Source organism: Maribacter algicola, from assembly GCF_003933245.1.
Lineage (GTDB): Bacteria > Bacteroidota > Bacteroidia > Flavobacteriales > Flavobacteriaceae > Maribacter > Maribacter algicola.
The window spans coordinates 38,323-62,494 of record NZ_QUSX01000003.1 but is presented as its reverse complement, the minus strand read 5'-3'; the positions used below and the strand labels follow the sequence as shown (position 1 = coordinate 62,494).

At 39.4% G+C, this 24,172-nt stretch carries 27 protein-coding genes; 8 read left to right on the top strand and 19 right to left on the bottom strand.

Annotated features, from left to right (window positions below):
* Nucleotides 1–8 precede the first annotated feature (8 nt).
* Complete coding sequence (gene rsfS, locus DZC72_RS15220) at nucleotides 9–386, bottom strand: ribosome silencing factor (RefSeq protein WP_099545777.1); 378 nt, start codon at nucleotides 384–386, stop codon at nucleotides 9–11.
* A 93-nt stretch (nucleotides 387–479) separates the two neighbouring features.
* Here rsfS and DZC72_RS15215 point away from each other — a divergent pair, with 93 nt between their 5' ends.
* Nucleotides 480–1,211, top strand: coding sequence for a biotin--[acetyl-CoA-carboxylase] ligase (locus tag DZC72_RS15215; protein ID WP_125223788.1), 732 nt, complete (start codon nucleotides 480–482; stop codon nucleotides 1,209–1,211).
* On the opposite strand, the gene DZC72_RS15210 is transcribed toward DZC72_RS15215, so the two are convergent.
* Together DZC72_RS15210 and pyrE are read right to left on the bottom strand one after the other, a co-directional pair.
* On the bottom strand, nucleotides 1,208–1,600 hold the full coding sequence (locus DZC72_RS15210; protein ID WP_125223787.1) for an SRPBCC family protein: 393 nt from the start codon (nucleotides 1,598–1,600) through the stop codon (nucleotides 1,208–1,210). The genes DZC72_RS15215 and DZC72_RS15210 overlap by 4 nt on opposite strands.
* Nucleotides 1,601–1,603: 3 nt before the next feature.
* Nucleotides 1,604–2,245: an orotate phosphoribosyltransferase gene (pyrE, locus tag DZC72_RS15205; protein WP_125223786.1), complete on the bottom strand. Its 642-nt coding sequence runs from the start codon at nucleotides 2,243–2,245 to the stop codon at nucleotides 1,604–1,606.
* A 7-nt stretch (nucleotides 2,246–2,252) separates the two neighbouring features.
* Between pyrE and DZC72_RS15200 the strand changes: the two genes are divergently transcribed.
* Entirely contained in the window at nucleotides 2,253–2,843 is a 591-nt protein-coding gene (locus tag DZC72_RS15200; protein ID WP_099545835.1) for an NUDIX hydrolase, read from the top strand.
* A 33-nt stretch (nucleotides 2,844–2,876) separates the two neighbouring features.
* Here the strand turns inward: DZC72_RS15200 and DZC72_RS15195 are convergent, their stop codons facing one another.
* From DZC72_RS15195 to DZC72_RS15175, 5 genes are all read right to left on the bottom strand, one after another.
* Nucleotides 2,877–4,631 (bottom strand): M14 family metallopeptidase, encoded by a 1,755-nt coding sequence (locus DZC72_RS15195; RefSeq protein WP_125223785.1) that lies wholly within the window; start codon nucleotides 4,629–4,631, stop codon nucleotides 2,877–2,879.
* Nucleotides 4,632–4,709: 78 nt separating this feature from the next.
* The gene (locus DZC72_RS15190; RefSeq protein ID WP_125223784.1) at nucleotides 4,710–5,114 is read right to left on the bottom strand and encodes a response regulator; all 405 of its coding nucleotides are present in this window, start codon (nucleotides 5,112–5,114) and stop codon (nucleotides 4,710–4,712) included.
* Nucleotides 5,101–6,951: a PAS domain S-box protein gene (locus DZC72_RS15185; RefSeq protein ID WP_125223783.1), complete on the bottom strand. Its 1,851-nt coding sequence runs from the start codon at nucleotides 6,949–6,951 to the stop codon at nucleotides 5,101–5,103. The genes DZC72_RS15190 and DZC72_RS15185 overlap by 14 nt, the downstream gene beginning before the upstream one ends.
* A 174-nt stretch (nucleotides 6,952–7,125) precedes the next feature.
* Nucleotides 7,126–7,584 carry a pantetheine-phosphate adenylyltransferase gene (coaD, locus tag DZC72_RS15180; protein ID WP_125223782.1) on the bottom strand — a complete coding sequence of 153 codons (459 nt, stop codon included), beginning with the start codon at nucleotides 7,582–7,584 and terminating at the stop codon, nucleotides 7,126–7,128.
* A 36-nt stretch (nucleotides 7,585–7,620) separates the two neighbouring features.
* Nucleotides 7,621–8,595: a D-alanine--D-alanine ligase gene (locus DZC72_RS15175; protein WP_125223781.1), complete on the bottom strand. Its 975-nt coding sequence runs from the start codon at nucleotides 8,593–8,595 to the stop codon at nucleotides 7,621–7,623.
* A 157-nt stretch (nucleotides 8,596–8,752) separates the two neighbouring features.
* Between DZC72_RS15175 and DZC72_RS15170 the strand changes: the two genes are divergently transcribed.
* The 4 genes from DZC72_RS15170 (at nucleotide 8,753) to DZC72_RS15155 (ending at nucleotide 11,669) form a co-directional block, all read left to right on the top strand.
* Complete coding sequence (locus DZC72_RS15170; protein ID WP_125223780.1) at nucleotides 8,753–9,340, top strand: PASTA domain-containing protein; 588 nt, start codon at nucleotides 8,753–8,755, stop codon at nucleotides 9,338–9,340.
* A gap of 13 nt (nucleotides 9,341–9,353) precedes the next feature.
* Nucleotides 9,354–10,370 (top strand): RluA family pseudouridine synthase, encoded by a 1,017-nt coding sequence (locus tag DZC72_RS15165; RefSeq protein WP_125223779.1) that lies wholly within the window; start codon nucleotides 9,354–9,356, stop codon nucleotides 10,368–10,370.
* Between the two features lie 115 nt (nucleotides 10,371–10,485).
* Entirely contained in the window at nucleotides 10,486–11,247 is a 762-nt protein-coding gene (gene yaaA / locus DZC72_RS15160; RefSeq protein WP_125223778.1) for a peroxide stress protein YaaA, read from the top strand.
* A 56-nt stretch (nucleotides 11,248–11,303) separates the two neighbouring features.
* A complete protein-coding gene (locus tag DZC72_RS15155; RefSeq protein ID WP_125223777.1) occupies nucleotides 11,304–11,669 on the top strand; it encodes a hypothetical protein in 366 nt (121 codons plus the stop codon).
* A gap of 2 nt (nucleotides 11,670–11,671) precedes the next feature.
* On the opposite strand, the gene DZC72_RS15150 is transcribed toward DZC72_RS15155, so the two are convergent.
* A complete protein-coding gene (locus DZC72_RS15150; protein WP_125223776.1) occupies nucleotides 11,672–11,800 on the bottom strand; it encodes a 30S ribosomal protein THX in 129 nt (42 codons plus the stop codon).
* Between the two features lie 184 nt (nucleotides 11,801–11,984).
* Here DZC72_RS15150 and DZC72_RS15145 point away from each other — a divergent pair, with 184 nt between their 5' ends.
* Both DZC72_RS15145 and DZC72_RS15140 read left to right on the top strand, forming a co-directional pair.
* On the top strand, nucleotides 11,985–12,644 hold the full coding sequence (locus DZC72_RS15145; RefSeq protein WP_125223775.1) for a uracil-DNA glycosylase family protein: 660 nt from the start codon (nucleotides 11,985–11,987) through the stop codon (nucleotides 12,642–12,644).
* A 276-nt stretch (nucleotides 12,645–12,920) separates the two neighbouring features.
* Nucleotides 12,921–15,467: a phosphoenolpyruvate carboxylase gene (locus tag DZC72_RS15140; RefSeq protein ID WP_125223774.1), complete on the top strand. Its 2,547-nt coding sequence runs from the start codon at nucleotides 12,921–12,923 to the stop codon at nucleotides 15,465–15,467.
* Nucleotides 15,468–15,534: 67 nt separating this feature from the next.
* On the opposite strand, the gene DZC72_RS17845 is transcribed toward DZC72_RS15140, so the two are convergent.
* From DZC72_RS17845 to DZC72_RS15095, 10 genes are all read right to left on the bottom strand, one after another.
* A complete protein-coding gene (locus tag DZC72_RS17845; protein ID WP_165869340.1) occupies nucleotides 15,535–15,678 on the bottom strand; it encodes a hypothetical protein in 144 nt (47 codons plus the stop codon).
* A gap of 96 nt (nucleotides 15,679–15,774) precedes the next feature.
* A complete protein-coding gene (locus tag DZC72_RS15135) occupies nucleotides 15,775–17,277 on the bottom strand; it encodes a M20/M25/M40 family metallo-hydrolase (RefSeq protein WP_125223773.1) in 1,503 nt (500 codons plus the stop codon).
* Nucleotides 17,278–17,431: 154 nt separating this feature from the next.
* Nucleotides 17,432–17,647: a hypothetical protein gene (locus DZC72_RS15130; protein WP_125223772.1), complete on the bottom strand. Its 216-nt coding sequence runs from the start codon at nucleotides 17,645–17,647 to the stop codon at nucleotides 17,432–17,434.
* Nucleotides 17,644–18,405, bottom strand: a complete 762-nt coding sequence (gene trpA / locus DZC72_RS15125; protein ID WP_125223771.1) for a tryptophan synthase subunit alpha — start codon at nucleotides 18,403–18,405, stop codon at nucleotides 17,644–17,646. Before trpA ends, DZC72_RS15130 begins: the two co-directional genes overlap by 4 nt.
* 2 nt (nucleotides 18,406–18,407) lie before the next feature.
* On the bottom strand, nucleotides 18,408–19,589 hold the full coding sequence (gene trpB / locus DZC72_RS15120; protein ID WP_125223770.1) for a tryptophan synthase subunit beta: 1,182 nt from the start codon (nucleotides 19,587–19,589) through the stop codon (nucleotides 18,408–18,410).
* Nucleotides 19,590–19,601: 12 nt separating this feature from the next.
* Nucleotides 19,602–20,243 carry a phosphoribosylanthranilate isomerase gene (locus DZC72_RS15115; protein WP_125223769.1) on the bottom strand — a complete coding sequence of 214 codons (642 nt, stop codon included), beginning with the start codon at nucleotides 20,241–20,243 and terminating at the stop codon, nucleotides 19,602–19,604.
* Between the two features lie 81 nt (nucleotides 20,244–20,324).
* Nucleotides 20,325–21,110 carry an indole-3-glycerol phosphate synthase TrpC gene (gene trpC / locus DZC72_RS15110; protein WP_125223768.1) on the bottom strand — a complete coding sequence of 262 codons (786 nt, stop codon included), beginning with the start codon at nucleotides 21,108–21,110 and terminating at the stop codon, nucleotides 20,325–20,327.
* Nucleotides 21,107–22,102 (bottom strand): anthranilate phosphoribosyltransferase, encoded by a 996-nt coding sequence (gene trpD, locus DZC72_RS15105; RefSeq protein WP_125223767.1) that lies wholly within the window; start codon nucleotides 22,100–22,102, stop codon nucleotides 21,107–21,109. The genes trpC and trpD overlap by 4 nt, the downstream gene beginning before the upstream one ends.
* Nucleotides 22,099–22,671, bottom strand: a complete 573-nt coding sequence (locus tag DZC72_RS15100; RefSeq protein ID WP_125223766.1) for an anthranilate synthase component II — start codon at nucleotides 22,669–22,671, stop codon at nucleotides 22,099–22,101. Before DZC72_RS15100 ends, trpD begins: the two co-directional genes overlap by 4 nt.
* Entirely contained in the window at nucleotides 22,672–24,069 is a 1,398-nt protein-coding gene (locus DZC72_RS15095) for an anthranilate synthase component I family protein (RefSeq protein WP_125223765.1), read from the bottom strand.
* Between the last annotated feature and the right edge of the window lie 103 nt (nucleotides 24,070–24,172).

Sequence of the window (24,172 nt, the reverse complement as noted above, 5' to 3'; positions counted from 1 at the left end):
ATTTTTTATTAATTATTAACGCTACTTTCTATGGTAGTGAATTTGGCATCACCCCATAGGCCTTCAATATCGTAAAATTCCCTGATGTGCTTTTGGAAAACATGGACAACTATATTTACGTAGTCCATTAAGACCCACTCGGCGTTATCCGTACCTTCCACATGCCAAGGTTTATCCTTACTTGCCTTACTTACTGTTTTTTGGATGGAACCAACGATTGCATTTACATGCGTGTTGGAAGTACCATTACAAATAATAAAGTAGTCGCAAACAGTATTTTCAATATCTCTTAGGTCAAGTAAATTTATGTTTTGTCCTTTTACTTCTTCTATTCCCTGTAAAATCAATGCAATTAACTCATCTGCACTAGTTTTCCTTTTCTGCATTCAAAAGTTTTAGTTTTTGCAAAGTTATTGTTTTTTTGCTCTTTAAGGCTTAGTTTTTAACAATTGATTAAAGATTGGCCCAAACAAATTTCTATGAAAATAATCAAACTTGATGCCACGGAGTCCACAAATACCTTTTTAAAGGACTTGTCAAGGACGGATATTGTTGATGATTATACCGTTGTATGGGCCAAGCATCAGACCAAAGGGAGGGGCCAGATGAATGGTAGTTGGCAGACTGAACCGGGTAAAAACCTAACTTTCAGTGTATTAAAGAAGATATCAGGATTTCAATTGGATCAACATTTCATGCTCAATATGATTGTATCCATAGCTGTTTTTAGAACTTTGGCAGAATTTCAAATCCCAAAGATTAAGGTTAAGTGGCCTAACGACATAATGTCAGGTTCCAAGAAGATTTGTGGTATATTGATAGAAAATAACCTTGTGGGGGCAGCATTGAAGTCTTTGGTCATTGGAATTGGGTTGAACGTAAACCAGACCGTTTTTCCGGGTAACCCCAAAGCTTCTTCCTTATTCAATCAAACCGGACAGATGTATGATTTGGAGACAGTATTACAGAGGCTATTACAAAATTTAAAATTGGGATTTGCCCAATTTGAAACAGGACCTTCAGAGGATGTATTTAAGGAATATCAATCTTTACTGTTCAGAAAAGGTATTGCCAGTACGTTCCAATCTGGGAATGGAAAAATGTTCAGTGGAATCATTCAAGGTGTGTCTGACGACGGAAGATTAAGGGTTCAGTTGGAGGATGATTGCCTTGCCGAGTTTGATATAAAGGAAATTACCCTACTTTACTAGATTTTCTCCAAATTAGAAGACAAGGTTTTCATGAAATTGGTGATGGGCGATTTTATCATCATTGCCATCATGGCATTGAACTCTCCAGAGAAACTTAGCGTTACTTCACTTTTAGTTTCCTCCAATTCGTTAATATCTGCCGTAAGGGTAAATGGGAGCTTCTCACTGGCCGCGCCCAAAACAAGTTTGGAAGGGGGTATTTGATCCTTTTTTTCCAGAACTATTTCAGGCATTCCTTTTAACGAGAATAGGAACCTGTTTTCATTCAACACTTCAAACTTATCAATATTTTCAGGCATCAATTTTTCAAAATTGGATAGGTCGTTCAAGAAATTGAAGGTTTCCTCCTTACTTTTTGATACTATTGATTTAGGCGATTCTATAAACATATATTATTGTAACCATTTCGAAGGATCTTTCCTCCATTCCATTAATGTATTTAGTTGCTCCTCCTTGATATAGTTCGTTTCCGATGCCTGTTCGATCAAATACTCGTAACTGCTCAAGGTGTGAAGTTCCACTTTTTTTTCTTCAAAATTGAGGTTGGCCGTTTCAAAACCGTAGGTAAAGATGGCCAACATACCCTTAATCTTGGCCTGTTGAGCCTGTAATGCCGCCACGGCGTTTAAACTGCTTTTTCCCGTGCTTATCAGATCCTCTATGACCACCACCGTTTGATGCGGTTCCAAATAGCCTTCAATTTGATTTTGCCTACCATGTGACTTGGGTTCTGGTCTCACATATATAAAGGGCAGTCCAAGGGAATCGGCCACTAAAGCTCCCATTCCTATGGCACCGGTTGCCACACCTGCAATAACATCGGGCTTGCCATATATGGACTCAACTTGTTTTGCCATTTCTTCCTTTATATAGTTCCGTATAATGGGGTACGAAAGTAAAATTCTATTGTCGCAATAAATAGGGGATTTCCATCCTGAGGCCCAAGTAAAAGGATTTTCGGGTTTCAATTTTATTGCATTAATTTGCAGCAGAAGCTCAGCTGTTTTTTTAGCCGTGTTTTTGTTTAAAACCATGTCGCAAATGTATAAAGTTTTTGTCAATGAACTGCCTCTGATTTTAACAAATAAACTCTCCGAAACAGCTGGTGGCGAGTATTTTCTTCTGAATCAAGAATCTATCAACAGTGCAATAAAGGCATTAAAAAAGAAAAAGCTCACCGAAGCGTATATCTACCATCCCAATTCAGAAGAAATCCTAAAAAAATTCACACAGGAAATTCCCTTGGTCGTTGCGGCCGGGGGTGTGGTCACGAATCCATTGGGAAAGGTCTTGTTTATTTACAGGAACGATAAATGGGATTTGCCCAAGGGGAAGCTTGATAAAGGTGAATCCATAGAGGACTGTGCCGTTAGGGAGGTTATGGAGGAGACAGGTGTCAAAGGGATAAGGGTCGAGAATTTTCTTAGGACAACATATCATATATTTAAAAATAACGGTATCATTACCTTAAAACAGGTACATTGGTACGCTATGAAGACCGATTATTCAGGAAAGCTCAAACCTGAGAAAAAGGAGGGAATTGTAAAGGTGAAATGGAAAGGGCCCAAAAAGATTCAAAAGGCACTTCAAAACTCCTATGCGAACATTAAAATTTTGTTCGAGGGCGATTAGGCCAGATTCTCTTCCCTATAAAATCCAACTACCTCAATCCCAATTTTCCAACACCCGATAAATAGGATACTGATTATGGGCTTTTTCATACAGTTCCGATCGCTTGAACAACCAGTCTAGCTGGGCGTACCAATTTTCCGAAAATTCGGTATCATTCTGTTTTTTTGACTCAAATTCTTGCCTTAAAACCGAATCGTTTTGAAGCATTGCAAGTGCGGTATCCTCAAAAACGTATGGGGAAAAACCCTCTTTCTGTTGTAAGATAGTATCGAAAAAATTCCAGTTAAAGAAGGAATCCACTGCCCCGGGTTCCAAAGTTTCCAATAAATACCTAATTCCTTCTTGATGTGCGGGCACCAGAATATCCCCGGCCTCGATTGGAATGCTTTCCATTGCGGATGATACCTTGGTATCGTAATGGGGATAGTGCCCCTCATAAGGTCTGTTGGCCGTTTTAAAACTTTCTATAGTATATGATTCAACGTTTTTAAGGGTGTTCTTTTCAAAAGCCTTGAATTTTATACCGTTAATGGTCAAAAGGTCTATTACTTCCTGCCATTGTTTTTTTATTATGTAGGCTTCGGGAATTTTAATGGAGTCCGTTGCCTTGAAATAATCGTAATAGCTAACCTCTTTCATAATAGGTTTTTCCCGATTGAACTTTAAACGCTCAAATCCTGTTACCTCACTTACTATAGTATCCACCTGAAACCCTTTGAATGTAATATTGGAAGCTTTTGTGCTATCAACTTTCCACTGGATAGGATAATATTCCATTTCTAAAAGGTCCATGGTGGATTTACTCCTCAATTCCTTGATTTTACTACCTTCTTTTTCTGAAAGGCTTATCATTACTTTCATCAACTCGTAAGTGCCTTCTACTCTATTCTTGTAAGGTTTAAGCATGTGTGTTTCCACCATCATTCCCAAAGTATTCCAGAGTGTGGTATATCCTGTGGAGTATCTTGGGTGATCCAAAAATTGGGAAAAACCAACTTCTGGGGGTTTGTTGAAAACGTTCACATAAGGTGTAATATCCCAATTGTTGGCAGTCAAGGAATCTACCAGTGCGGGCATGAACGTTTCATGGAGATAGGGTCCCAATTCGCCACCAAGTTTATTGTGCTGGGTAAATAAATGGGTCAAGGTGTATTGGTAGTCCGCTCCATTGCTTACATGGTTGTCAATAAATAAGTCGGGTTTAACTAAATGGAAAATCTGGGCAAAGGTCCTTGCGTTTTTTGTATCGGACTTAATAAAATCCCTATTTAAGTCATAATTAAGGGCATTTCCACGAAAACCATATTCCCTGGGTCCATTTTGATTTGCCCTTGAAGTGGAATTTCTGTTCAAGGAGCCACCAACATTGTAAATAGGAATGGTAACTAGTACGGTATTTTTGGGAGGAGATAGTTTACCACTTGCCAAATCCCGGTATAATAACATTGTGGCATCTATACCATCACTTTCCCCCGGATGGATACCGTTGTTTATAAATAAGACCGTTTTTTCCTTGTTTATTTTATTGAAATTAAAGTCCCGATCACCATTGTAGGTAACCAAATGTAACGGTAGGCCACTGTCCGTTTTACCAATGGTCTGGATATTAATTTCCGAAAATTCTTTTGCCAACTTCAAATAAAAATCAATGGCCTCTTGGTAAGTAGCGGTTTCTTTACCATTGGAAGTTTCAAAAGTAGTTGGGAAATCCAGTGCAACGTCTTCCGTTGTGTTCTCACAAGCGAGTAAGACCAAGATTAAAGATAGGGATAAACAAAACTTTTTCATGGCAACAAACTTCATCGGATAATAGTGCAATTATGAGGTGTTCGTTGCAAAAGTAGCCAAAAACACCAAACACCCTATTTAGGCAACCTTGGTTATTTCTGCGATATCCTGTTTGTTGATAGGTTTATTGTTGAAAGTTACCAAATGGTGTGTCTTATTTTTATAAAACTCCCACTTTTTTTTATCGAAAGGATCTATGGACGAGGTTACTATATTAATTCGTATCCTCTTTTTTATGGGAAGTTTAAGGAACTCCTCCAAAAACTGCCACCCGTCCATTATGGGCATATTGATATCCAAGAAAAGTACCTGGGGTATGTCCTCATTGTCCATAAACTTTTTATTAAGGGCCTCATAGGCTATCTTACCGTTTTTATAGGCCTCAATACACTCACACTCCACTACCTGGTTCAGCATTTTCCGTATACCAAAAACGGTTATTGGATCATCATCTACTATCCCGATACATCTAATTTTCCTCATTAAAAAAAATCTTAAAAGTGGTACCTACTCCAACTTTACTTTCAACTTCAACTTTACCACCCATGGCCTCAATTTGATTTTTTGTGATGTAAAGGCCCATTCCCCGGGCATTTTCGTGGGAATGAAAGGTTTTGTACATGCCAAAAAGCTTATTGCCGTATTTCTTTAAATCGATTCCCAAGCCATTATCCTCAATTATCAAAACACTTTGATTTTCTTTTTGTAATAGATCAAGCGAAATCTTGGGTTGTCTATTGGGATGTTTATATTTTATTCCATTTGTGATAAAGTTTATCAAAATACTGTCAAGGTATTGTGGTATGACCTTTAAAGTCCGGTCTTCAAAAATGTTATTTATAATGTGGGCATTATTTTCGGTGATAAACTCTTCCAGATTTTGAGCTACGTTATTTACCTTGTCATGTAGATTGATTACTTTTTTTTCCAAATTGACGTTGGTATTGATAGCGAGGACTTCATTGAGATTTTCTATTGTTTCCAATAGACTTCCTGATGCACAGTTAAGCATCCTCAGCAATTTGGTCTTCTCCTCTTCGTTCTCCTCGTGCTGTAAAAAGTCCAATAACATAGAAAAATTAGCGGTGTGGGAACGAAGGTTATGTGAGACTATATGGGCAAAATTAATGAGCTTCTTATTTTGTAGGGAAGTAACATCAATCAGGTTTCGTAACTCTTTCTCCTTCTGTTTTATGTTGGTGATATCGACACTGATACCTATGAGGCCGTTGGCTTTCCCCCTTTCGTCGAGTAAAGGAATTTTGGAAGTAAGAAATGTTGTTTCCATTCCTTTTTTATTTAAGCTGACTACCTCTTCCCCCAATATTGGTTCCAAACTGGACATTACCTTTATATCCTGCTCCGTTAACTTTTTGGCGGTCTCATAATCATAAATATCAAAATTGTCCTTACCTAGAAGTTCTGATTCGTTTTTGGAGCCCAAATAAAGGCACTCGGCTTTATTGACCAATACTTTTTTAGAATTGGTATCCTTTACATAGACATTCAAAGGCAGGTTGTCTATCAATGTCCTTAAAAGCTTTTCACTCTTTTTTATTTCGATATTGGCAAGAACTTGTTCATCGATGTCCTGAAATGTTCCTGTAAAACCAATTAGTTTCCTCTTCTCGTAAATAGGTTTGCCGGCCGCCAGGACCCACTTTTCTTTTCCCGATGCCGTAATGATCTGTAGTTTTAAACTCCAAGGTGTTCCTTTTTCCTGTGCCTCGAAAATCGCCATGGAAATGGCATTTCTGCTATAACCTTCCTTATAAAATTGAATGCTGGTATCCAATTTGGGAACATAGTCCTGATTTACTTCATGGATGGCCTTGGTAGTTTCGCACCATTCCACGGTATCATTTATAATATTATATTCCCATCTTCCAGTTTTGGAAATCTCTGATTGTTGCTTTAACTGTAGTTTGGTTTTTTCAAGCTCTAGTTCATTTTCTATTGCTTCGGTTACATCTATGATTTGAATGATTGCCCCAATTATATTCTCGCCTTCATCGTACCAACAGTTATTGGACCATTCGTACCACTTTTCTTTTTGAAAGGTATCCCTAAATTTCTGTACCCCCATGGGGTTGGATTTCCCATTAAAACATTCTTTCAGAACTGATTGCCATTTAATACTTAAATCCGGGAATATCTCAAAAAGGTTTCGTCCAAATATTGCGTTACTACTTTCTCCAAATGTAGACAACCATTTGTCCGAAGCATGGATAATTCTAAAGTCACAATCAATAAAAACAGTTAGTGTTGGTAACTGCTTTATTAAATATGAAGTAGATCTAATTTGAGGGCCTAGCAGCATATATATGTAATTTCTTACAAAGATAGAAGAGGACTACAATTTAAGATAAACTTTGTTGTGAACCATCAAATATTTGTGGTAATTAATTAAATGGGAATCGAAAATCCAAGATATTCGCTCTGTATGAAAATAAGTATCGGTATTAAATGGATTTGATTTTAATCAAGAATAATATTAGTGCGAGACTCTTACAGATTCTGGTACAAGCCCTGTATAATCCCCACCATTTCTAATGACGTCCCTTACAATGGAAGAACTTATGTAAGACTTTCCTGAGGATGTGAGCAGAAAAACGGTTTCTATTTCAGAAAGTTTACGATTGGTGTGGGCAATGGCCTTTTCAAATTCAAAATCTGCCGGGTTCCTAAGGCCTCTTAAAATATAATTGGCGTTGACTTTCTTGCAAAAATCCACCGTTAGTCCTTCATAGGTAAGGACCTTAATTTTAGGTTCTTTGGCGAAGGCCTTTTTGATGAACGACATTCGTTCGTCTAGCGTGAACATATATTTTTTTTCGGCGTTTTTCCCAATGGCTATAATAAGTTCATCGAATAGGGTAATACCGCGCATGATAATGTCATGATGACCTAGGGTAAGGGGATCAAAGGATCCTGGGAAGATGGCTCGCCTCATAAATGCAAATGTAGATACCCTTTAAAAATAGTCATTTTAAGTCAGAACTTCATATATGGCATTTTCAAAAAGGGAGCCAAGACTTATACCGGCCTGTTGTGCTTGTTTTGGTAATATACTTTCTTTGGTCAATCCTGGGGTCGTATTTACTTCCAAAAGGAAGGGCTCATCGCCAACGAAGATGAATTCGCTTCTGGAGAAACCTTTCATTTTTAAGACCTCATAAATTTTCTTAGCCAAAGCGCTCACATTTTCTTCTTGTCTTTTTGAAATTCTTGCAGGGGTAATTTCTTGCGACTTTCCTTCATATTTTGCCTCATAATCAAAAAAATCATTTTCTGAAACAATTTCTGTTATAGGTAGAACTTTTGTTTTTCCCTGGTAGGTGATGACACCAACGGAAACTTCTGTTCCGTCCAAAAATCCTTCAATAATTATCTCATCATCTTCCTTGTAGGCCAATTCGATAGCTGTTTTAAGGTCTTCCCTTTGGTATACTTTAGAAATACCATAACTGCTTCCAGATTTATTGGCCTTTACAAAACAGGGAAGTTTAACTTTTTCTATAATTTCCGCTTCATTGACTTCATCTCCCTTGTTTAAGAAAAACGAAGTTGCCGTTTTAATCCCGTAAGGTTTTAAAACACTCAACAAATCCCTTTTATTAAATGTTAGTGCTGCTTGATAAAAATCGCATGAAGTCTGGGGAATCTTCAATAATTCAAAATAGGCCTGTAATAGCCCATTTTCCCCCGGAGATCCGTGAATAGCGTTAAAAACACAATCAAAGTTGATTTTCTTACCGTTGATTTCTATGGAAAAATCATGTCTGTTTACAGGGGTCTCATTTTCGTGCCCATCTACAAACACCCACTTTGTCTTGGAAATATGAATTGGAAAACAGTTGAACTTTTCCTTGTCCAAATAATCAAAGACTACCTTACCGCTTTTCAATGAAATATTGTACTCGCTGGAAAAGCCCCCCATTATGATCGCTATATTTTTCTTCATGAATTAAACTAGAGGTTTATAACACAAAGATGGATTATTCCCGTTAAAGAAAAAAGAGGAGAATTGTTGATCGAAGATTTATACCTCATTCGACCGATTATTAAACCGGATTTTTGTAAAATGGCATTTACTATATTTGTACCAATCAAAGATTTAGATGAGAAATTTTTTTAGGTTTTTAAAGAGTAAAACTTTCCTGATACAAATTGGTCTGGCCGTAGTGGTTTTAACGGTATTGATTTTCTTGGTCTTCAGGTGGTTGAACAGCTCCACCAATCATGGCGAGTTTGTTGAGGTACCGGACTTTTCCAAACTTTCAGTAATGGAAATGCGACAAAAGGTTGAAAACGCTGGACTTCGTTATGAAGTGGTGGATTCCGCAAATTACAATCCGGAGTACCCAAGATTTTCAATAATAGAACAGAATCCGTCCGCTGGCACGAAAGTTAAGACCAATAGGAAGATTTACTTTACGGTAAACCCGTCCGGGTATAAAAAGGTTACGGTGCCAAAAATCATTCAGGTAACCAAGCGAAATGCTTCTTCCATGTTGAAGGCAGTTGGATTGGATGTTCAAAAGGTTACCTATATCGATCAACTTGGCAAGGACATGGTGTATTACACTAAATACAAGGGTAAGGACATTAAGCCGGGGGATAAACTTCCCAAAACTTCTAAAATAGAATTGATCTGTGGTAACGGCAATGTGCCTGGAGGAGCCATCATACAAGAAGATTTCGAATAATATGACTTCTACCATGAATTTGGAGCAAGAGGATAATGATGATCTTTTTGAACATTACAGATTTGTAGCCTCCAAGGGACAAGACCCTCTGAGGGTGGACAAATTTTTGATGAACTTCGTTGAAAATGCCACGCGTAACAAGATTCAGCAAGCTGCAAAAGATGGGCATGTTTGGGTAAACGATGCCATTGTCAAAAGTAACTACAAGGTCAAGGCAGGGGATGAGGTCAAGGTGCTTTTTGAACACCCGCCCCATGAACATTTATTGGTTCCGGAGAATATTCCATTGGACATCGACTATGAGGATGATACTCTTTTGGTAGTGAACAAGCCTGCGGGTATGGTGGTGCATCCTGGGCATGGAAATTATTCTGCCACACTGATAAATGCCTTGATCTATCATTTTGAAAATTTACCCACCAATAGTAGTGAACGGCCTGGTCTGGTCCATAGGATAGACAAGGATACTTCCGGACTGTTGGTAATTGCCAAGACGGAAGCGGCCATGACGCACTTGGCCAAACAGTTTTTTGATAAAACCTCTGAGCGGGAGTATGTTGCTTTGGTCTGGGGAAATGTTGAGGAGGATGAAGGTACTATCATCGGTAATATTGGGAGAAACCCCAAAAACCGACTTCAAATGCATGTTTTTCCGGAAGGGGAGGATGGAAAGGAAGCAATTACCCATTATAAAGTTTTGGAACGCCTGGGATATGTCACCTTGGTGTCCTGTAAATTGGAGACCGGCAGAACGCACCAAATAAGGGTACATATGAAGTACATAGGTCACACACTTTTTAATGACGAACGGTACGGAGGTGACAAAATTCTAAAAGGTACCACCTTTACAAAATACAAGCAGTTTGTTGAAAATGCTTTTAAGGTCTTGCCAAGACAGGCCTTACATGCCAAGACCCTAGGTTTTATCCACCCGGTATCAGGCCATAAAATGAGGTTCGATTCCGAAATGCCGCAGGATATGCAATCCTGTATAGAAAAGTGGCGGAATTACTCCCTAACCGGTTTATAGAAGAAGTTGATAGGACTATCAGAACTCTTTTTTGCCATCCGTTTTGCATCGGACAAAAAACATATATTTTTGATATTGAGAATAGGATGTACGCCATCGGAATTAATAGAAAGAAATGAAAATTGTAATATCTCCTGCAAAATCCCTTGATTTTGAAAGCACTCTGCCCACCGATAGATTTTCGCAACCCGAATTTTTAAAACAGGCCGAGACGCTTAACAAGGTCCTTGTCAAGAAAAAACCCAAGGTACTTTCAGAATTGATGTCCATTTCTGATAATCTGGCTCAATTGAATTGGGAACGCAACCAAATGTTCTCTGTTCCCTTTACCAAGGAAAATGCCAGACCGGCGATATATGCTTTCAATGGCGATGTATATCAAGGTCTGGATGCATATTCTATTACGGAAGATAAACTGGATAATCTGCAAAATACATTGCGCATCCTATCCGGACTCTACGGAATCCTTAAACCATTGGATTTGATACAGCCCTATAGACTGGAAATGGGTACGTCCTTAAAGGTAGGAAGGAAAAAAAACTTGTATGAATTCTGGAAAAAGGAGCTGACAGACCATCTTAACAAGGAATTGCAAGAAGGAGAGTTGTTCGTGAATTTGGCCAGCAACGAATATTTTAGCGCCCTTGACCAAAAGAAATTGAAAGTTCCTGTAATCACTCCGATATTTAAGGATTGGAAAAACGATACCTTAAAGGTCATAAGTTTTTTTGCCAAAAAGGCCCGTGGCTCCATGGTACGCTACATTTTGGATTCCAACGCATCAAGTTTGGACGATATCAAAGGATTTGAATTGGATGATTATCAGTTCAGTCAGGAACATACCCTTAAGGAAAACGAGCCCGTATTTATTCGGTAATAATATATTTTCCTTCTTTTCGTTCTGCTAGTATAGTTTATCCTAACATAAAAAGAATGAAAAGGTTCTTACATGTATTCGTAATTTTTTCAGTAGTTCTGTTATCCTGTACCGATCGTGACGATGAAGTGGATATGGTGAATATCCGTATTAGGAATAATACAGATTTTAATTTTAACGAGGTGAGAGTCAACGAAAAGGATACGGTATATGAAAACATTCCGGCCGGGGAATTCTCAGAATATTATGAATTTGAATCAGCTCCAGAAGAAATAGGATTGACCATAATTTCTGATTCTGCCAGCTTTGAGTACATTCCAAGGGTTTTGGCCATAGATTCCTTGCCAATAGGTTTTTATACCTATGAGTTGGGTCTGGATGAGGAAAACCAGGTGGAATTCAACTTTAGGATAGATTATTAGTTCTATTTTTTCTTCCCGACTTTTACTTTCTCCTCAACAGTAAGTTTTCGTTTTATTTTTCTAGGCCTTCTGGCCCCATAGGAGTTATTGGTAATTTTACCGCGCTTTGTTTTTTTGTCCCCTTTTCCCATATCATTTTCAGTTTAAATCGACAATCCAGATGTAATTGCAACGAGGGCAGCTTCGAAAACAAACATTTGTTCCTTGCAACAACCCAGCTAGATGTTCTCATTTTGTTTATTTCTTAAAGTTACGAAATTGGAGTTAAACACCTATTTCAATAGATTTGATACTGTTTAATCAATTCTTTTCGGTTTGTTCTTGCACACCCATCCTTATAATCCGTTTCTTTTTAAAGGCGTTACAAAACTGATCGTAGGTACCCTGCCACCGCCTAGATTCACTACAGGAGCCTTAAAAGAGGGAGATGTAAATTTTTGTTATGGCAGTAGGGACGGCCAATTATGGCCCATTTTGAACGAAATTTTTAAGTTGGAACTGCTCTTTGAAACTTCTGAGAAGGCCATTGCGCAGCGAAAGGAATTTTTGATGCAAAAGAAGATTGGAATCTGTGATATTGTTGCTTCCGCGGAACGGGAAAAGGTGGATGCCTCGGATTTGGGAATGCAAAATATCAAACTACGTAACCTACTCTATTATTTGGAGAAATATCCTTCGGTAAAAACGCTATTGTTCACCGGGGGAAATAGCAAGAACGGTCCTGAGTATTTTTTTAGAAGACATCTAAAGGAACATGGATTGCGATTAACCGTGAAGTCCGATCAAGTTCCCAGGATACATGAATTTGTTCACCCAAAAACAGAACTAAGCATTACGACCGTGTCCTTGATCGCACCATCTGGGGCGGCAAACCGGGCAGTTGGGAGCATTCCTGAATACCAAAAACTTAAAACGGCGGACCCCAATTTTAGTACAGTGGATTATAGGGTCATGCAGTACGCCAAGTACTTCTAATGCTGTAAAACTAAAAAGAGCCTTGCTTTTCGGCAAGACTCTTTTACGAGAACACTATATGAAAATGAAAAAATTATTTACTTGATAACAGGGTAAAATTACGCAGGATATTCAGTCTCCTTTAATTATTGTTGTCAAAACTGTTGTTTTTGTGGTAAAGGAAATCTATTTTGTTATTTAAGCATATTCGTGCTTTCCATTTCTATAGAATATCGATCTTTATGGATGAAGGAAGGTGGGAAAGTGATGTTATTAATCGAAAAAAAAATGTGATTTATGCAGCAATCAGAAAGATTGGAAGAATTTAAAAAATCCGTTGAAAATAAATTTAATGTATACAATAGTCTGTTCCTAAATTTACCTTACAGTAATGTAGAAAACGTGGGTATGTTAATTCCTCTTCTTATGGACCAGTCTGAAAAGGGTCTAAAGAATGGCTTAAACCCACGGGAAATTTTGGACATGTTCTTTGAAAAGTTCGTTAGCCTTGAAACGGAAAAGGATAAGATAGACTTTATGTTCCGCGTGATTCAATATGTAGAGCGACAAGTAGTATTGTACGATAGTGTGGAGGATGCCGCGTTTCCAAAATTACATAAACATTCCAGTTCGTTGTCCCTTAAGGATTATTTTCAATTGGTGGAGCGTAACGGTGCCTGGGACCAAATTGGTGAAAAGCTCGATAATTTCAGCGCAAGGATCGTATTAACGGCGCATCCCACTCAATTTTATACGCCTGCCGTTCTTGATATCATTACCAATTTACGAACGCTAATTCTTGAAGACCGCATAGACGAGATCGACGTGGCCCTCCAGCAATTGGGGCTTACCTCCTTAATAAACGCCAAAAAACCTACCCCTTTGGATGAGGCCAAGAACATTATTTACACTTTAAGACATGTGTATTATGATGCCATAGGTGACCTGTACTCATACATTAAGGGTAGTACCGGATCCAAAAAATTTGAAAATCATAACATTGTAAAACTTGGATTTTGGCCTGGGGGCGATCGGGATGGGAATCCATTTGTAACCGCGGACATTACCAAAGATGTTATGAACGAGCTACGCTTAAACTTGATGAAGTGTTATTATAATGACCTTAAGCGGCTACAGTACAAATTGACCTTTAAGGCCGTTCAAGATCCCTTGAACGAATTACGTTCCAATCTATATTCAGCAATGTTCGACAGTACCAAGGATGTTGGGTACGATGAAATCATAAATCCATTGATACAGATACGCGAGGCCTTGATCGATAAATACAATAGCCTGTACTTGAAGGATTTGGATAAATTCATTGACAAGGTGAAAATCTTCAAGACGCATTTTGCAACGATCGATATCCGTCAGGATCATAGCATGCACACCAAAGTCATGACCGAAGTTCTTAAGCATAAGAACTTCATAAAGGAGGATTTGAACGAGTTGACCGAAGATGAACTGGTCAGGATTTTATTGCACGAAAATTTTCAACTATCAGCCAAGGATTTTTCAGAGGATATTGTAAAGGATACCATTGCCAATATTTCGCAATTGAAAACAATCCAGGAAAAAAACGGTGAGGAAGGCTGTAACAGATACATCATCAGTAACTCAGAGGATATATTTAGTATCCTTTTTGTATACGGACTGTTTAGGTGGTGTGGTTGGGCCAATAAAAAAATAACTTTTGATATCGTGCCCTTGTTCGAGACCATGGCGGGCATGGACAATTCTGAAGCCACCATGCAGAGGTTGTTCGGTTTAAAGGAGTACAGGGAACATGTTGCCAACAGGGGCAATAAGCAGACCATTATGCTCGGTTTTTCTGATGGAACCAAGGATGGTGGATATTTGAAGGCAAATTGGTCCATTTTAAAGACCAAGGAAACCCTTTCCGGCGTTTGCGAAAATAACGGGGTTGCTGCCATATTCTTTGATGGTAGGGGAGGACCACCGGCAAGGGGAGGCGGTAAGACACATCGTTTTTACGCCGCTCAGACCAGCAAGGTGGCCAATAATGAGATACAATTGACCATTCAAGGGCAGACCATTACAAGCACCTACGGTACAAAGGAGCAATTTATATATAATAGTGAGCAATTGTTGACTGCCGGACTTTCTAACTCTATATTAGGGAAGGAAATATTAATCTCCGATAAGTCCAGGGCCTTGATAGAGGAACTCTCCGATCTAAGTTTCTCTAAATATGATGCCCTAAAACATCATGAGAAATTCATGCCCTACCTGGAGAACATGAGTACCTTGAAGTACTACACCAAGGCGAATATTGGCAGTAGACCTGGCAAAAGGGGAAATAAGGCAAAACTTGAATTGTCAGATCTGAGGGCGATCTCCTTTGTGGGTTCTTGGAGCCAACTTAAACAAAACGTCCCTGGGTATTTTGGTATTGGTACGGCACTTAAAAAGTTGGAGGATGAAGGCCGATTCGATGAGGCCAAAAAACTTTATGAAGAGGTTCCGTTTTTTCAGGCTTTGATGATGAATAGCATGATGAGTCTCTCCAAGTGTTATTTTGAGCTTACAAGCTACATGAAGGAGGATAAAGAGTACGGGGCTTTTTGGGAGATTCTACTACAAGAATTTGAACTTTCCAAAAAGATGCTCTTACAATTATCAGGAATGGAAGTATTAATGCAAAAGGAAGCTATTTCGAGGGAGTCCATAAAAATACGGGAAGATATTGTGTTGCCCTTGTTGGTCATCCAGCAATATGCATTGCAAAAAATAAGCCAGGGGACTGAACACAAAGAACTGTACGAGAAAATTGTTACCCGTTCACTCTACGGAAACATCAACGCAAGTAGAAATTCGGCATAAGATTATGTTGTTATTAAACTAAAAAAAGCCCGGTTCCAAGAACCGGGCTTTTCAATTATTCAGACAATTATTTTTTGTTCTGCTGGTCTTTTATTGTCTTCTCGTCGATATCAAATTTATTGGTATCGATTCTTGTATTACCAGTCGGATTTGTAGGATTTTCCTGTTCCTTTGTTCTTTTAAACTTTTTTCTATCTTTTATAATTCCCATAATATTTCTTTTTGTTCGTCCTTAAGATAAGGAACAGCTAGTGCAAACTCCGTTAAGGTCGCATTAAACCTTTGTTAGTGGATGTTAAAGTCAAACTTATTTTACGATCGGAGTACTCAACAGCGCATAAAAGGCTTGTATACCATAGGCAATTTGACCGATTTTAAGATTTTCGTTAGGACTGTGTTGGTTGTTATCAGGATTCACCAATGGGACGAGAAATGCCGGGATTTTTAATTCGTTTACAAAAGGGGCAATGGGAACGGTACCTCCCATAATCCTGATCTGCACCACATCCTGTTCAAATTTAGTTTCCAAGGTATTTACAATATGCATTCCGTAAGGATCGCTCAAATCCGTTCGAAAGGCATCTGTTACGGAACCTTCCTTGATCATGATTATTTTTTCATGGTTCAGTCTTTCCTCCTTCGTTGGAATTGTATCTGTACTATAGAAACCTTGTTTTTTTATGAAATCCTTTACCAATTTTTTGAGTCGGTTTCCATCCGATTCCGGTACCAATCTCAGGTCCAATTCGGCTGTTGCAGTTGCGGGAACAATGGTGCGTGCCTCTTCACCGATCCATGCTGAGCCCAATCCCCGTACGTTCAAACTGGGATATTGTAAGGATTCTTGATAGAACGACCCTACTTTATCGGAAGAATTAAATTGGAGCCTTTCCCTAATCTCGACATCGTCATCAGGAACGCTTTTTAAAATAGCTTGGGTGGCATCGTCCAACACAATACCATCGTAGTATCCAGGGATTACTACCCTACCTTCGTTATCCTTGAAAGATGCCAATAATTTGGACAAAATAAAACCTGGGTTTGGGGCATAATTCCCATAATGTCCGCTATGTTGTGGTTTTGCAGCGCCAAATGTAGTCAGTGACAATGAGGTGATACCCCTGCATCCATATACAACGGTAGGTTTGCCCGATGCATGTACGGGCCCATCATTGATAATCAAAAAATCAGCCTTCAAAAGTTCCCTATAGGTTTTCACGGCTTTTGGCAATGGGGCACTGCTTTTCTCCTCCTCACTATCCAATATCACCTTTATGTTAAAAGGTAGGTCAACATCGTTTTCCTTTAATAAATCGATCGTGTTCAGAAACATGACAATAGGCCCTTTATCGTCTGAGGAGGAACGGCCAAAAAGGCGCCATTCATAATTGATATCGGTATCCAGTGCATCAAAGGACTCTTTTTGCCATTGTCCTTCGTTTTCAGACATTAATTCCAAAACATAGGGGTCTTTTTGAATCCATTTGGACGGGTCCACGGATTGACCATCAAAATGCATATAGAAAAGTAGGGTCGGTTTGGTGTCGTCCATGGGCAGTGCTGCAAAAAACAAGGGTAGTCCCTCTGTTTCAAGAATACTTGTGTTAAAGCCACGTTCATTAAATTTATTCCGTAACCAAAGAATATTGTCATCTATGTCATCCGCATTTAGGGCGTCATTTGGAATGGCCACAAAATCCTTCAATTCTTCAATGGTTTTACGCACCTTCGATTTTAAGGACACCACATCTTGACCGGTAACATTGCAAACTGTAGCAATTAAAAGTACAAAGGGTAAAATTCTTTTCATCTGTTTATTTTATTGTTTTTATAGGTCAGATGCAATTCGCCATTAACCATCCCAGTGGGTATCAAGACTAGTTATGGCTCATTTCATAAATGTGTTCTGCCTAATGTATCGACTCAAATTATCTTTAAAGATAGGGCTACGGATTCAAATGAAACTACTTTTTGATCAGGTAAAGAATAATTTTACGAAGTAGCAAGATAAAGGGAAAACCATGCAGAAGGACATCGAACCAATCCATCAAAGCCATTCCTTTGGCCCCACCCACAATCCATCTGATTTTGCCCCAAAGATGCGGTTCAGGGAAAAATGGTGCAAGGCCTAGGGTCAAACAAAGTAGTATAATGATTCGCCAATCGTTGATAAAGCTCATCGTATTTCTTTTATAAAACTAGCGATATTACTTTCCCCATTTTCTGACAAAAATTTTATAAAGGCCGAACCAATAATGGCTCCTTTGGCCCCGCGAGTGGCCTGTTGAAAGGTCTCCGCATCTTTGATTCCAAAGCCCACGATCTGTGGATTTTTCAGTTCCATAGAGGCAATTCGTTCAAAATAGGCCTCTTGCTCGTTTCCAAATCCGGATTTTGAACCCGTAACGCTTGCGGAACTTACCATATAGATAAAACCATTGGAGGCTTTATCAATTTGGCGGATTCTTTCGTCACCGGTTTGCGGGGTAATGAGAAACGTATTCAACAATCCGTATTTTTCAAAAATCGCTTTGTATTCGGACTCGTAGACATCCAAAGGTAAATCGGGCAATATGAGTCCGTCGATACCAATTTCCTGGCATTTCGCGCAAAATGCCTCAACGCCATATTGAAGCACGGGATTAAAATACCCCATGATGATAAGAGGAATGGAAACCGACTCACGGATATCCTTTAATTGATCAAACAGAAAATCCGAGGTCATTCCATTTTTTAAAGCGGCAGTAGAACTTTCCTGTATAGTAGGTCCGTCAGCCAAAGGGTCACTGAAAGGTAGACCAATTTCTATCATATCCACGCCGTTCCTTTCCAAATCCTTGATAATGCTAACTGTGCTATCTAAAGATGGATATCCTGCCGTAAAATAAATGGACAATAGTTTCTTGTCTTCCTTTAATTTCTGTTGTATTCTATTCATCCTTATAACTTAAAATAATCTATGTATGTCTGTAAATCTTTATCGCCCCTTCCAGATAAGCTCATTACTATCACATCGTCTGGTTTAAATTTTTTGTGGTGAAAAATGGCAAAGGCGTGACCGGATTCAATCGCCGGAATAATGCCTTCCAATTGGGAGAGTTCCAGACCTGCCGTCATGGCCTCATCATCGGTGGCGGAATAAAATTCGGCTCTGCCCGATGCATAAAGGTGTGAGTGCATAGGTCCAACGCCCGGGTAATCCAAACCTGCCGAAATGGAGTAGGGTTCCGTAATCTGGCCATCAGGTGTTTGCATCAACATGGTTTTACAACCATGGATGATTCCAATTTTACCTAATGCGGATGTAGCGGCACTTTCCCCGGAATCAATTCCCTTTCCGGCTGCTTCCACTGCGATGATGCCCACTTCCGGCTGGTCCAAAAAGTGGTAATAAGTACCGGCCGCGTTACTTCCGCCACCTATACAGGCCACCACATAATCCGGGTTTTCACGTCCTTCCTTTTCCTTTAACTGCCATTTTATTTCTTCCGATATGACCGATTGAAAACGGGTTACCATATCAGGGTAGGGGTGTGGTCCAATGGCCGAACCAATTATGTAATGGGTGTCCACAGGGTTGTTGATCCAATCCCTAATGGCCTCGTTTGTTGCATCTTTCAAGGTTTTGCTACCTGATGTGGCGGGTCTAACTTCCGCACCCAGCATTTTCATACGGGCAACATTGGGAGCTTGCCGTGCGATATCGATTTCACCCATATAAACGATACATTGCATTCCCATGAGGGCGCACACGGTTGCCGTGGCCACACCGTGCTGCCCTGCCCCTGTTTCCGCTATTATCCTTGTTTTGCCTAGTCTTTTGGCCATCAATATCTGACCAATTGTATTGTTCACTTTATGGGCACCCGTATGGTTGAGGTCTTCCCGCTTTAGGTAGATTTTTGCACCATGTTTCTGCGAAAGTCTTTTTGCAAAGTATAATGGCGATGGCCGCCCCACATAATCTTTTAAGAGCTGATGGAATTCTTTTTGAAAGGATTCCTCATTCATGATTTTTAAATATTTCTGGCGCAGCTCTTCTACATTGGGGTACAACATTTCAGGGATGAACGCTCCGCCAAATTCCCCATAATATCCTTTTTCATCAACATGATATCTCATAATCATAACGTATTAAATGCTTAAATGCAATTTAAATTCAATAAGGTTCTCTATATTTTTTAACCCCGGTCGGTCCTCAAATTTGCTGTTGACGTCAAGGGCATGGCAATATTTTGACCCGGCTGTTTGCAGGAACTTTTTAATTTCTTCAACATTTTCCAGTCCAATCCCTCCGCTTAAGAAATAGGGCTTGGAAGATGGGTAGTTTTTTAAAATTGACCAATCAAAAACGTAGCCGTTGCCGCCTGGAAGTTTGCCCTTTGTATCGAACAAGAAATAGTCACAGACATTTTCGTATGCTTTAAGTATATTAAAATCGAATTTATCCTTTATCGAAAATACCTTAATAGACCTTACAGGTTTTGAAGACCAGCCAGGACTTCCTGTTAACTCTAAAAGTTCTTTACAATATTCCGGGGTCTCATTTCCATGCAATTGTACACCTTGGAGGTCATATTTTTCAATATGTTCCCGCACATAGGATATATCGGCATCTACAAACACCCCAATTTTTTCTATGTCCGATGGTAATGCTGCGATTTCCCCATCAAAATACCTAGCAGAGGGTTCCCAAAATATAAATCCCAAATAATCGGGTCGCAAGACCGCAACCTCCTTGGGATTGTATTTCATACCGCAGATTTTAAGTTTCATAAGACTCTATTTGTCATTCTAAAATGAGCAACGCTATAGAGAAATCTATTTTTGACTTCTCGCGTTCGCTCGAAATGACATTTATTTTTTTAGTTGATCTATAAACATTTTGGCACTTTCACCTGGATTAACCGACTTCATAAAATTTTCACCAATTAGAAAACCTTTATAACCAAATATTTTTAAAGCCTCAATGGCTTCAATAGAGCTTATTCCACTTTCTGAAACCTTTACAAAATCATTTGGGATGAGCTGGGATAATTCCTTGCTGGTATCCAAGCTGACATCGAATGTCTTTAGATTCCGGTTATTGACGCCCAACATATCCAAACTTGGCATGGTGGATTTTTTAAGTTCTTCCTCATTGTGAACCTCTAGTAGCACGTCAAGATCTAACGACTGGGCAAGTTCAGATAGATTTTTGATTTCAATTCGTGTCAGTACCGCCGCTATCAAAAGAATCACATCGGCACCATGGGCCTTTGCTTCCAAAAGTTGGTATTCATCAATTATGAATTCCTTTCTCAAAAGCGGGATATCTACCGATGCCCTTGCCAACAATAGATCCTCCAAGGATCCTCCAAAATATTTAATGTCGGTTAAAATGCTTATGCCACAAACCCCTGCCTTATTATAGCCTTGGGCGACCTGACCCACATTGATATTTTGGTTGATGATGGATTTCGATGGTGAACGCCTTTTATGTTCCGCTATAATACCAGTTTCACTCTTTCTTAAAGCTTCTGCCAAAGAGTTTCTATCCCGCCCAAAAAGAACTGATTTTTCCCATTGTGATGCAGGAATTATGGATTTTTTTAAGGCGACTTCTTTTCTCTTGTCGGCAACTATTTTGTCTAAAATATTCATGATGCACTAATGGCTTGTAATTTCTTTAGAGCGGCTAGTCCCTTACCACTTTTTAGGGACTCCATGGCCAAATCAAATCCTTCTTTGGGACCAATACCTTTTACAGTGCTGATGGCAATTCCTGCATTGGCACAGACGACATTGTTTTGAGCCTCCGTTCCCCTGCCGTTCAGTACGTTCATAAATATTTGGGCAGATTCAGGTATATCATCGCCACCTAGGATAGTATCAGCGGAAATGGGGGAAATACCAAAATCCGAAGGTCTTAGGATGGATTCGGACCCATTGGAAATCGTTTTTGTATCTCCTGTTAAACTGATTTCATCATAGCCGTCCAGAGCGTGTAAAACCGTAAAGTTCTTATCAGTATTTTGATATAGATAGCCATACATTCTTGCCAATTCCAAATTGAAAACCCCCACCATTTGATTTTTTGGAAATGCAGGGTTTACCATAGGTCCCAACATATTAAAGAAAGTCTTTACAGCCAATTCCCTTCTTATAGGGGCCACGTTTTTCATGGCTGGATGAAAAAGTGGTGCATGCAGTACACAAATGCCCGCTTCCTCAATGGATTTTTTAAGGAAATCCGCCTCATTGCTAAACTTGATACCCAGAAATTCCATCACGTTACTACTCCCGCATTTTGATGAAACTCCGTAATTACCGTGTTTGGTAACTTTTATACCGGCACCAGCCGTAACGAAGGAGGCCAAAGTAGAAATGTTGAAAGTGTCCTTACCATCACCGCCTGTACCACATAAATCAATTGGATTGTATTCCGATAGATCAACTGCCAAACATAAATCCAACAAGGCATCCCGGAACCCCTCAAGTTCTTCTATGGTAATGCTCCTCATCATATAAACTGTTAAGAAAGCAGCGATTTGGCTGGTGTTGTAATCTCCCTTGGCAATGTTGACCAAAATCTGTTTCGCATCCTCTTTTTCAAGGATTTCGTGGTTAATGAGTCTATTAAGTGTCTCTTTCATTTTTTTTGTTTTAACCAGTTTTGCAACATTTTTTTTCCTTCTGGGGTTAGTACGGATTCTGGGTGGAACTGTACGCCCCTAACATCGTAGTCCCTGTGCCTAAGTGACATAATCTGTCCGTTTTCATCTAGGGAAGTCGCCTCCAGGCAATCTGGCAAATTGGGGTCTACAACCCAAGAATGGTATCTGCCTATTTCCAATTCCGTCTCAAGACCATCAAAAATATAGTCATCGACGGAAACTCTTATTTTGGTCGCAACCCCGTGGTAAACTTGGTCCAAATTGACCAAGGACCCCCCAAAGACCTCTGCAATGGCCTGTTGTCCCAGACAGACTCCAAAAATACGCTTGGTTGGAGCATACTTTTCAATAATGGGTTTTAATAATCCGGCCTCGTCCGGAATTCCGGGTCCTGGGGAAAGCACAATTTCATCATAATCATCTACGTCTTCCAAATGTAACTGGTCGTTTCGTTTTACGATTACTTCGCAATCCAAATCCTCGAGATAGTGAACCAAATTATAGGTGAAACTATCGTAATTGTCTATCATTAATACCTTTCTTGCCATTTAGATAGTTTCTGCAATTTCCAGAGCCTTGTTCAAGGCCCCCAATTTATTATACGTTTCCTGTAGCTCGTCTTCGGCAATTGACGCCGCGACTAGTCCGGCACCGGCCTGAAAATGAAGTTCATGGTTTTTGCTTAAAAAAGTTCTGATCATTATGGCATGGTTAAAATTGCCGTTAAAATCCATAAACCCAATTGCTCCTCCGTAATAACTACGGCTCGTTTTTTCATATTTTTCAATGAGCTGCATGGCCATGTGCTTGGGCGCTCCACTCAAGGTTCCTGCGGGAAAGGTATCCGCCACAATTTTTAGGGTAGGGATGTCCGGTTTTTTCATTCCCGTAACTTTGGAGACCAAATGGATCACATGGGAGAAATACTGTACCTCCCTATAGGTGTCCACATTGACCAAATTACCGTTTCGGCTTAAATCGTTTCTGGCCAAATCTACAAGCATCACATGCTCGCTGTTTTCCTTATCGTCCAAGGCCAATTTTTTAGCCAGTTCGGCATCTTTTTCGTCATTTCCAGTACGTTTGTAGGTGCCTGCAATGGGATGGATTTCCGCCTTACCGTTTTTAACGATCAGCTGTGCTTCGGGTGAACTTCCAAAAATTTTAAAATCGCCATAATCAAAAAAGAAAAGGTACGGGGAAGGATTTATGGAACGTAATGCCCTATAGACATTGAATTCGTCCCCCTTAAACTTTTGGGAAAACCTTCTGGACAATACCAATTGAAAGACATCACCGCGTTGACAGTGCTTTTTTGCCAAATCCACATGCTCCTTGTATTCCTCGTCCAGTAAATTTGTTTTGACTTCTCCCTCTTTGGAGAAATTGTAGGAAGCAAATGTCCTAACGTTCAACAATCGTTCTATATCGGAAATATTATTCCCCGAATCATAACAGTGCGCAAAAATATAGGCTTCGTTCTTAAAATGGTTTATGGCGATCACGTTTTGGTAGACGGCATAATAGATATCCGGAATTTCGACCGAATTCGGTTTTTGGGAGATTTTAACATCCTCAAAATAACGAACGGCATCATAGGCCATGAACCCAAAAAGTCCGTTGGTTATAAATTTATAGTCCTGTTCTGTTATCTTGAAACTTTTGGCAAAATTGTCAATTTCAGAAATTACATCAGTTTTTTCCGAAATGTCAATAGATTGCTTTTTGGCATCGGGAAATTCCTTTAAAATCCTTTCATCCTGAATTTTTATGGATGCAATGGGATTGCAACAGATATAGGAGAAACTGTTGTCATTGGCATGGTAATCGCTGCTTTCCAGCAAAATGCTATTGGGGAACTTATCCCTAATTTTTAAATACACACTGACGGGCGTTATAGTGTCTGCCAGTATTTTTTTTGAGAATGTCTTTAATGTGTAGGACATGATAAACGTTATAAATTAAAAAAGGCCTGTCGTGATGACAAGCCTCTATATTTTTTACATGGAGTACTAGCTCACGAATGCTGTCGTAAGTTATTCCACCACC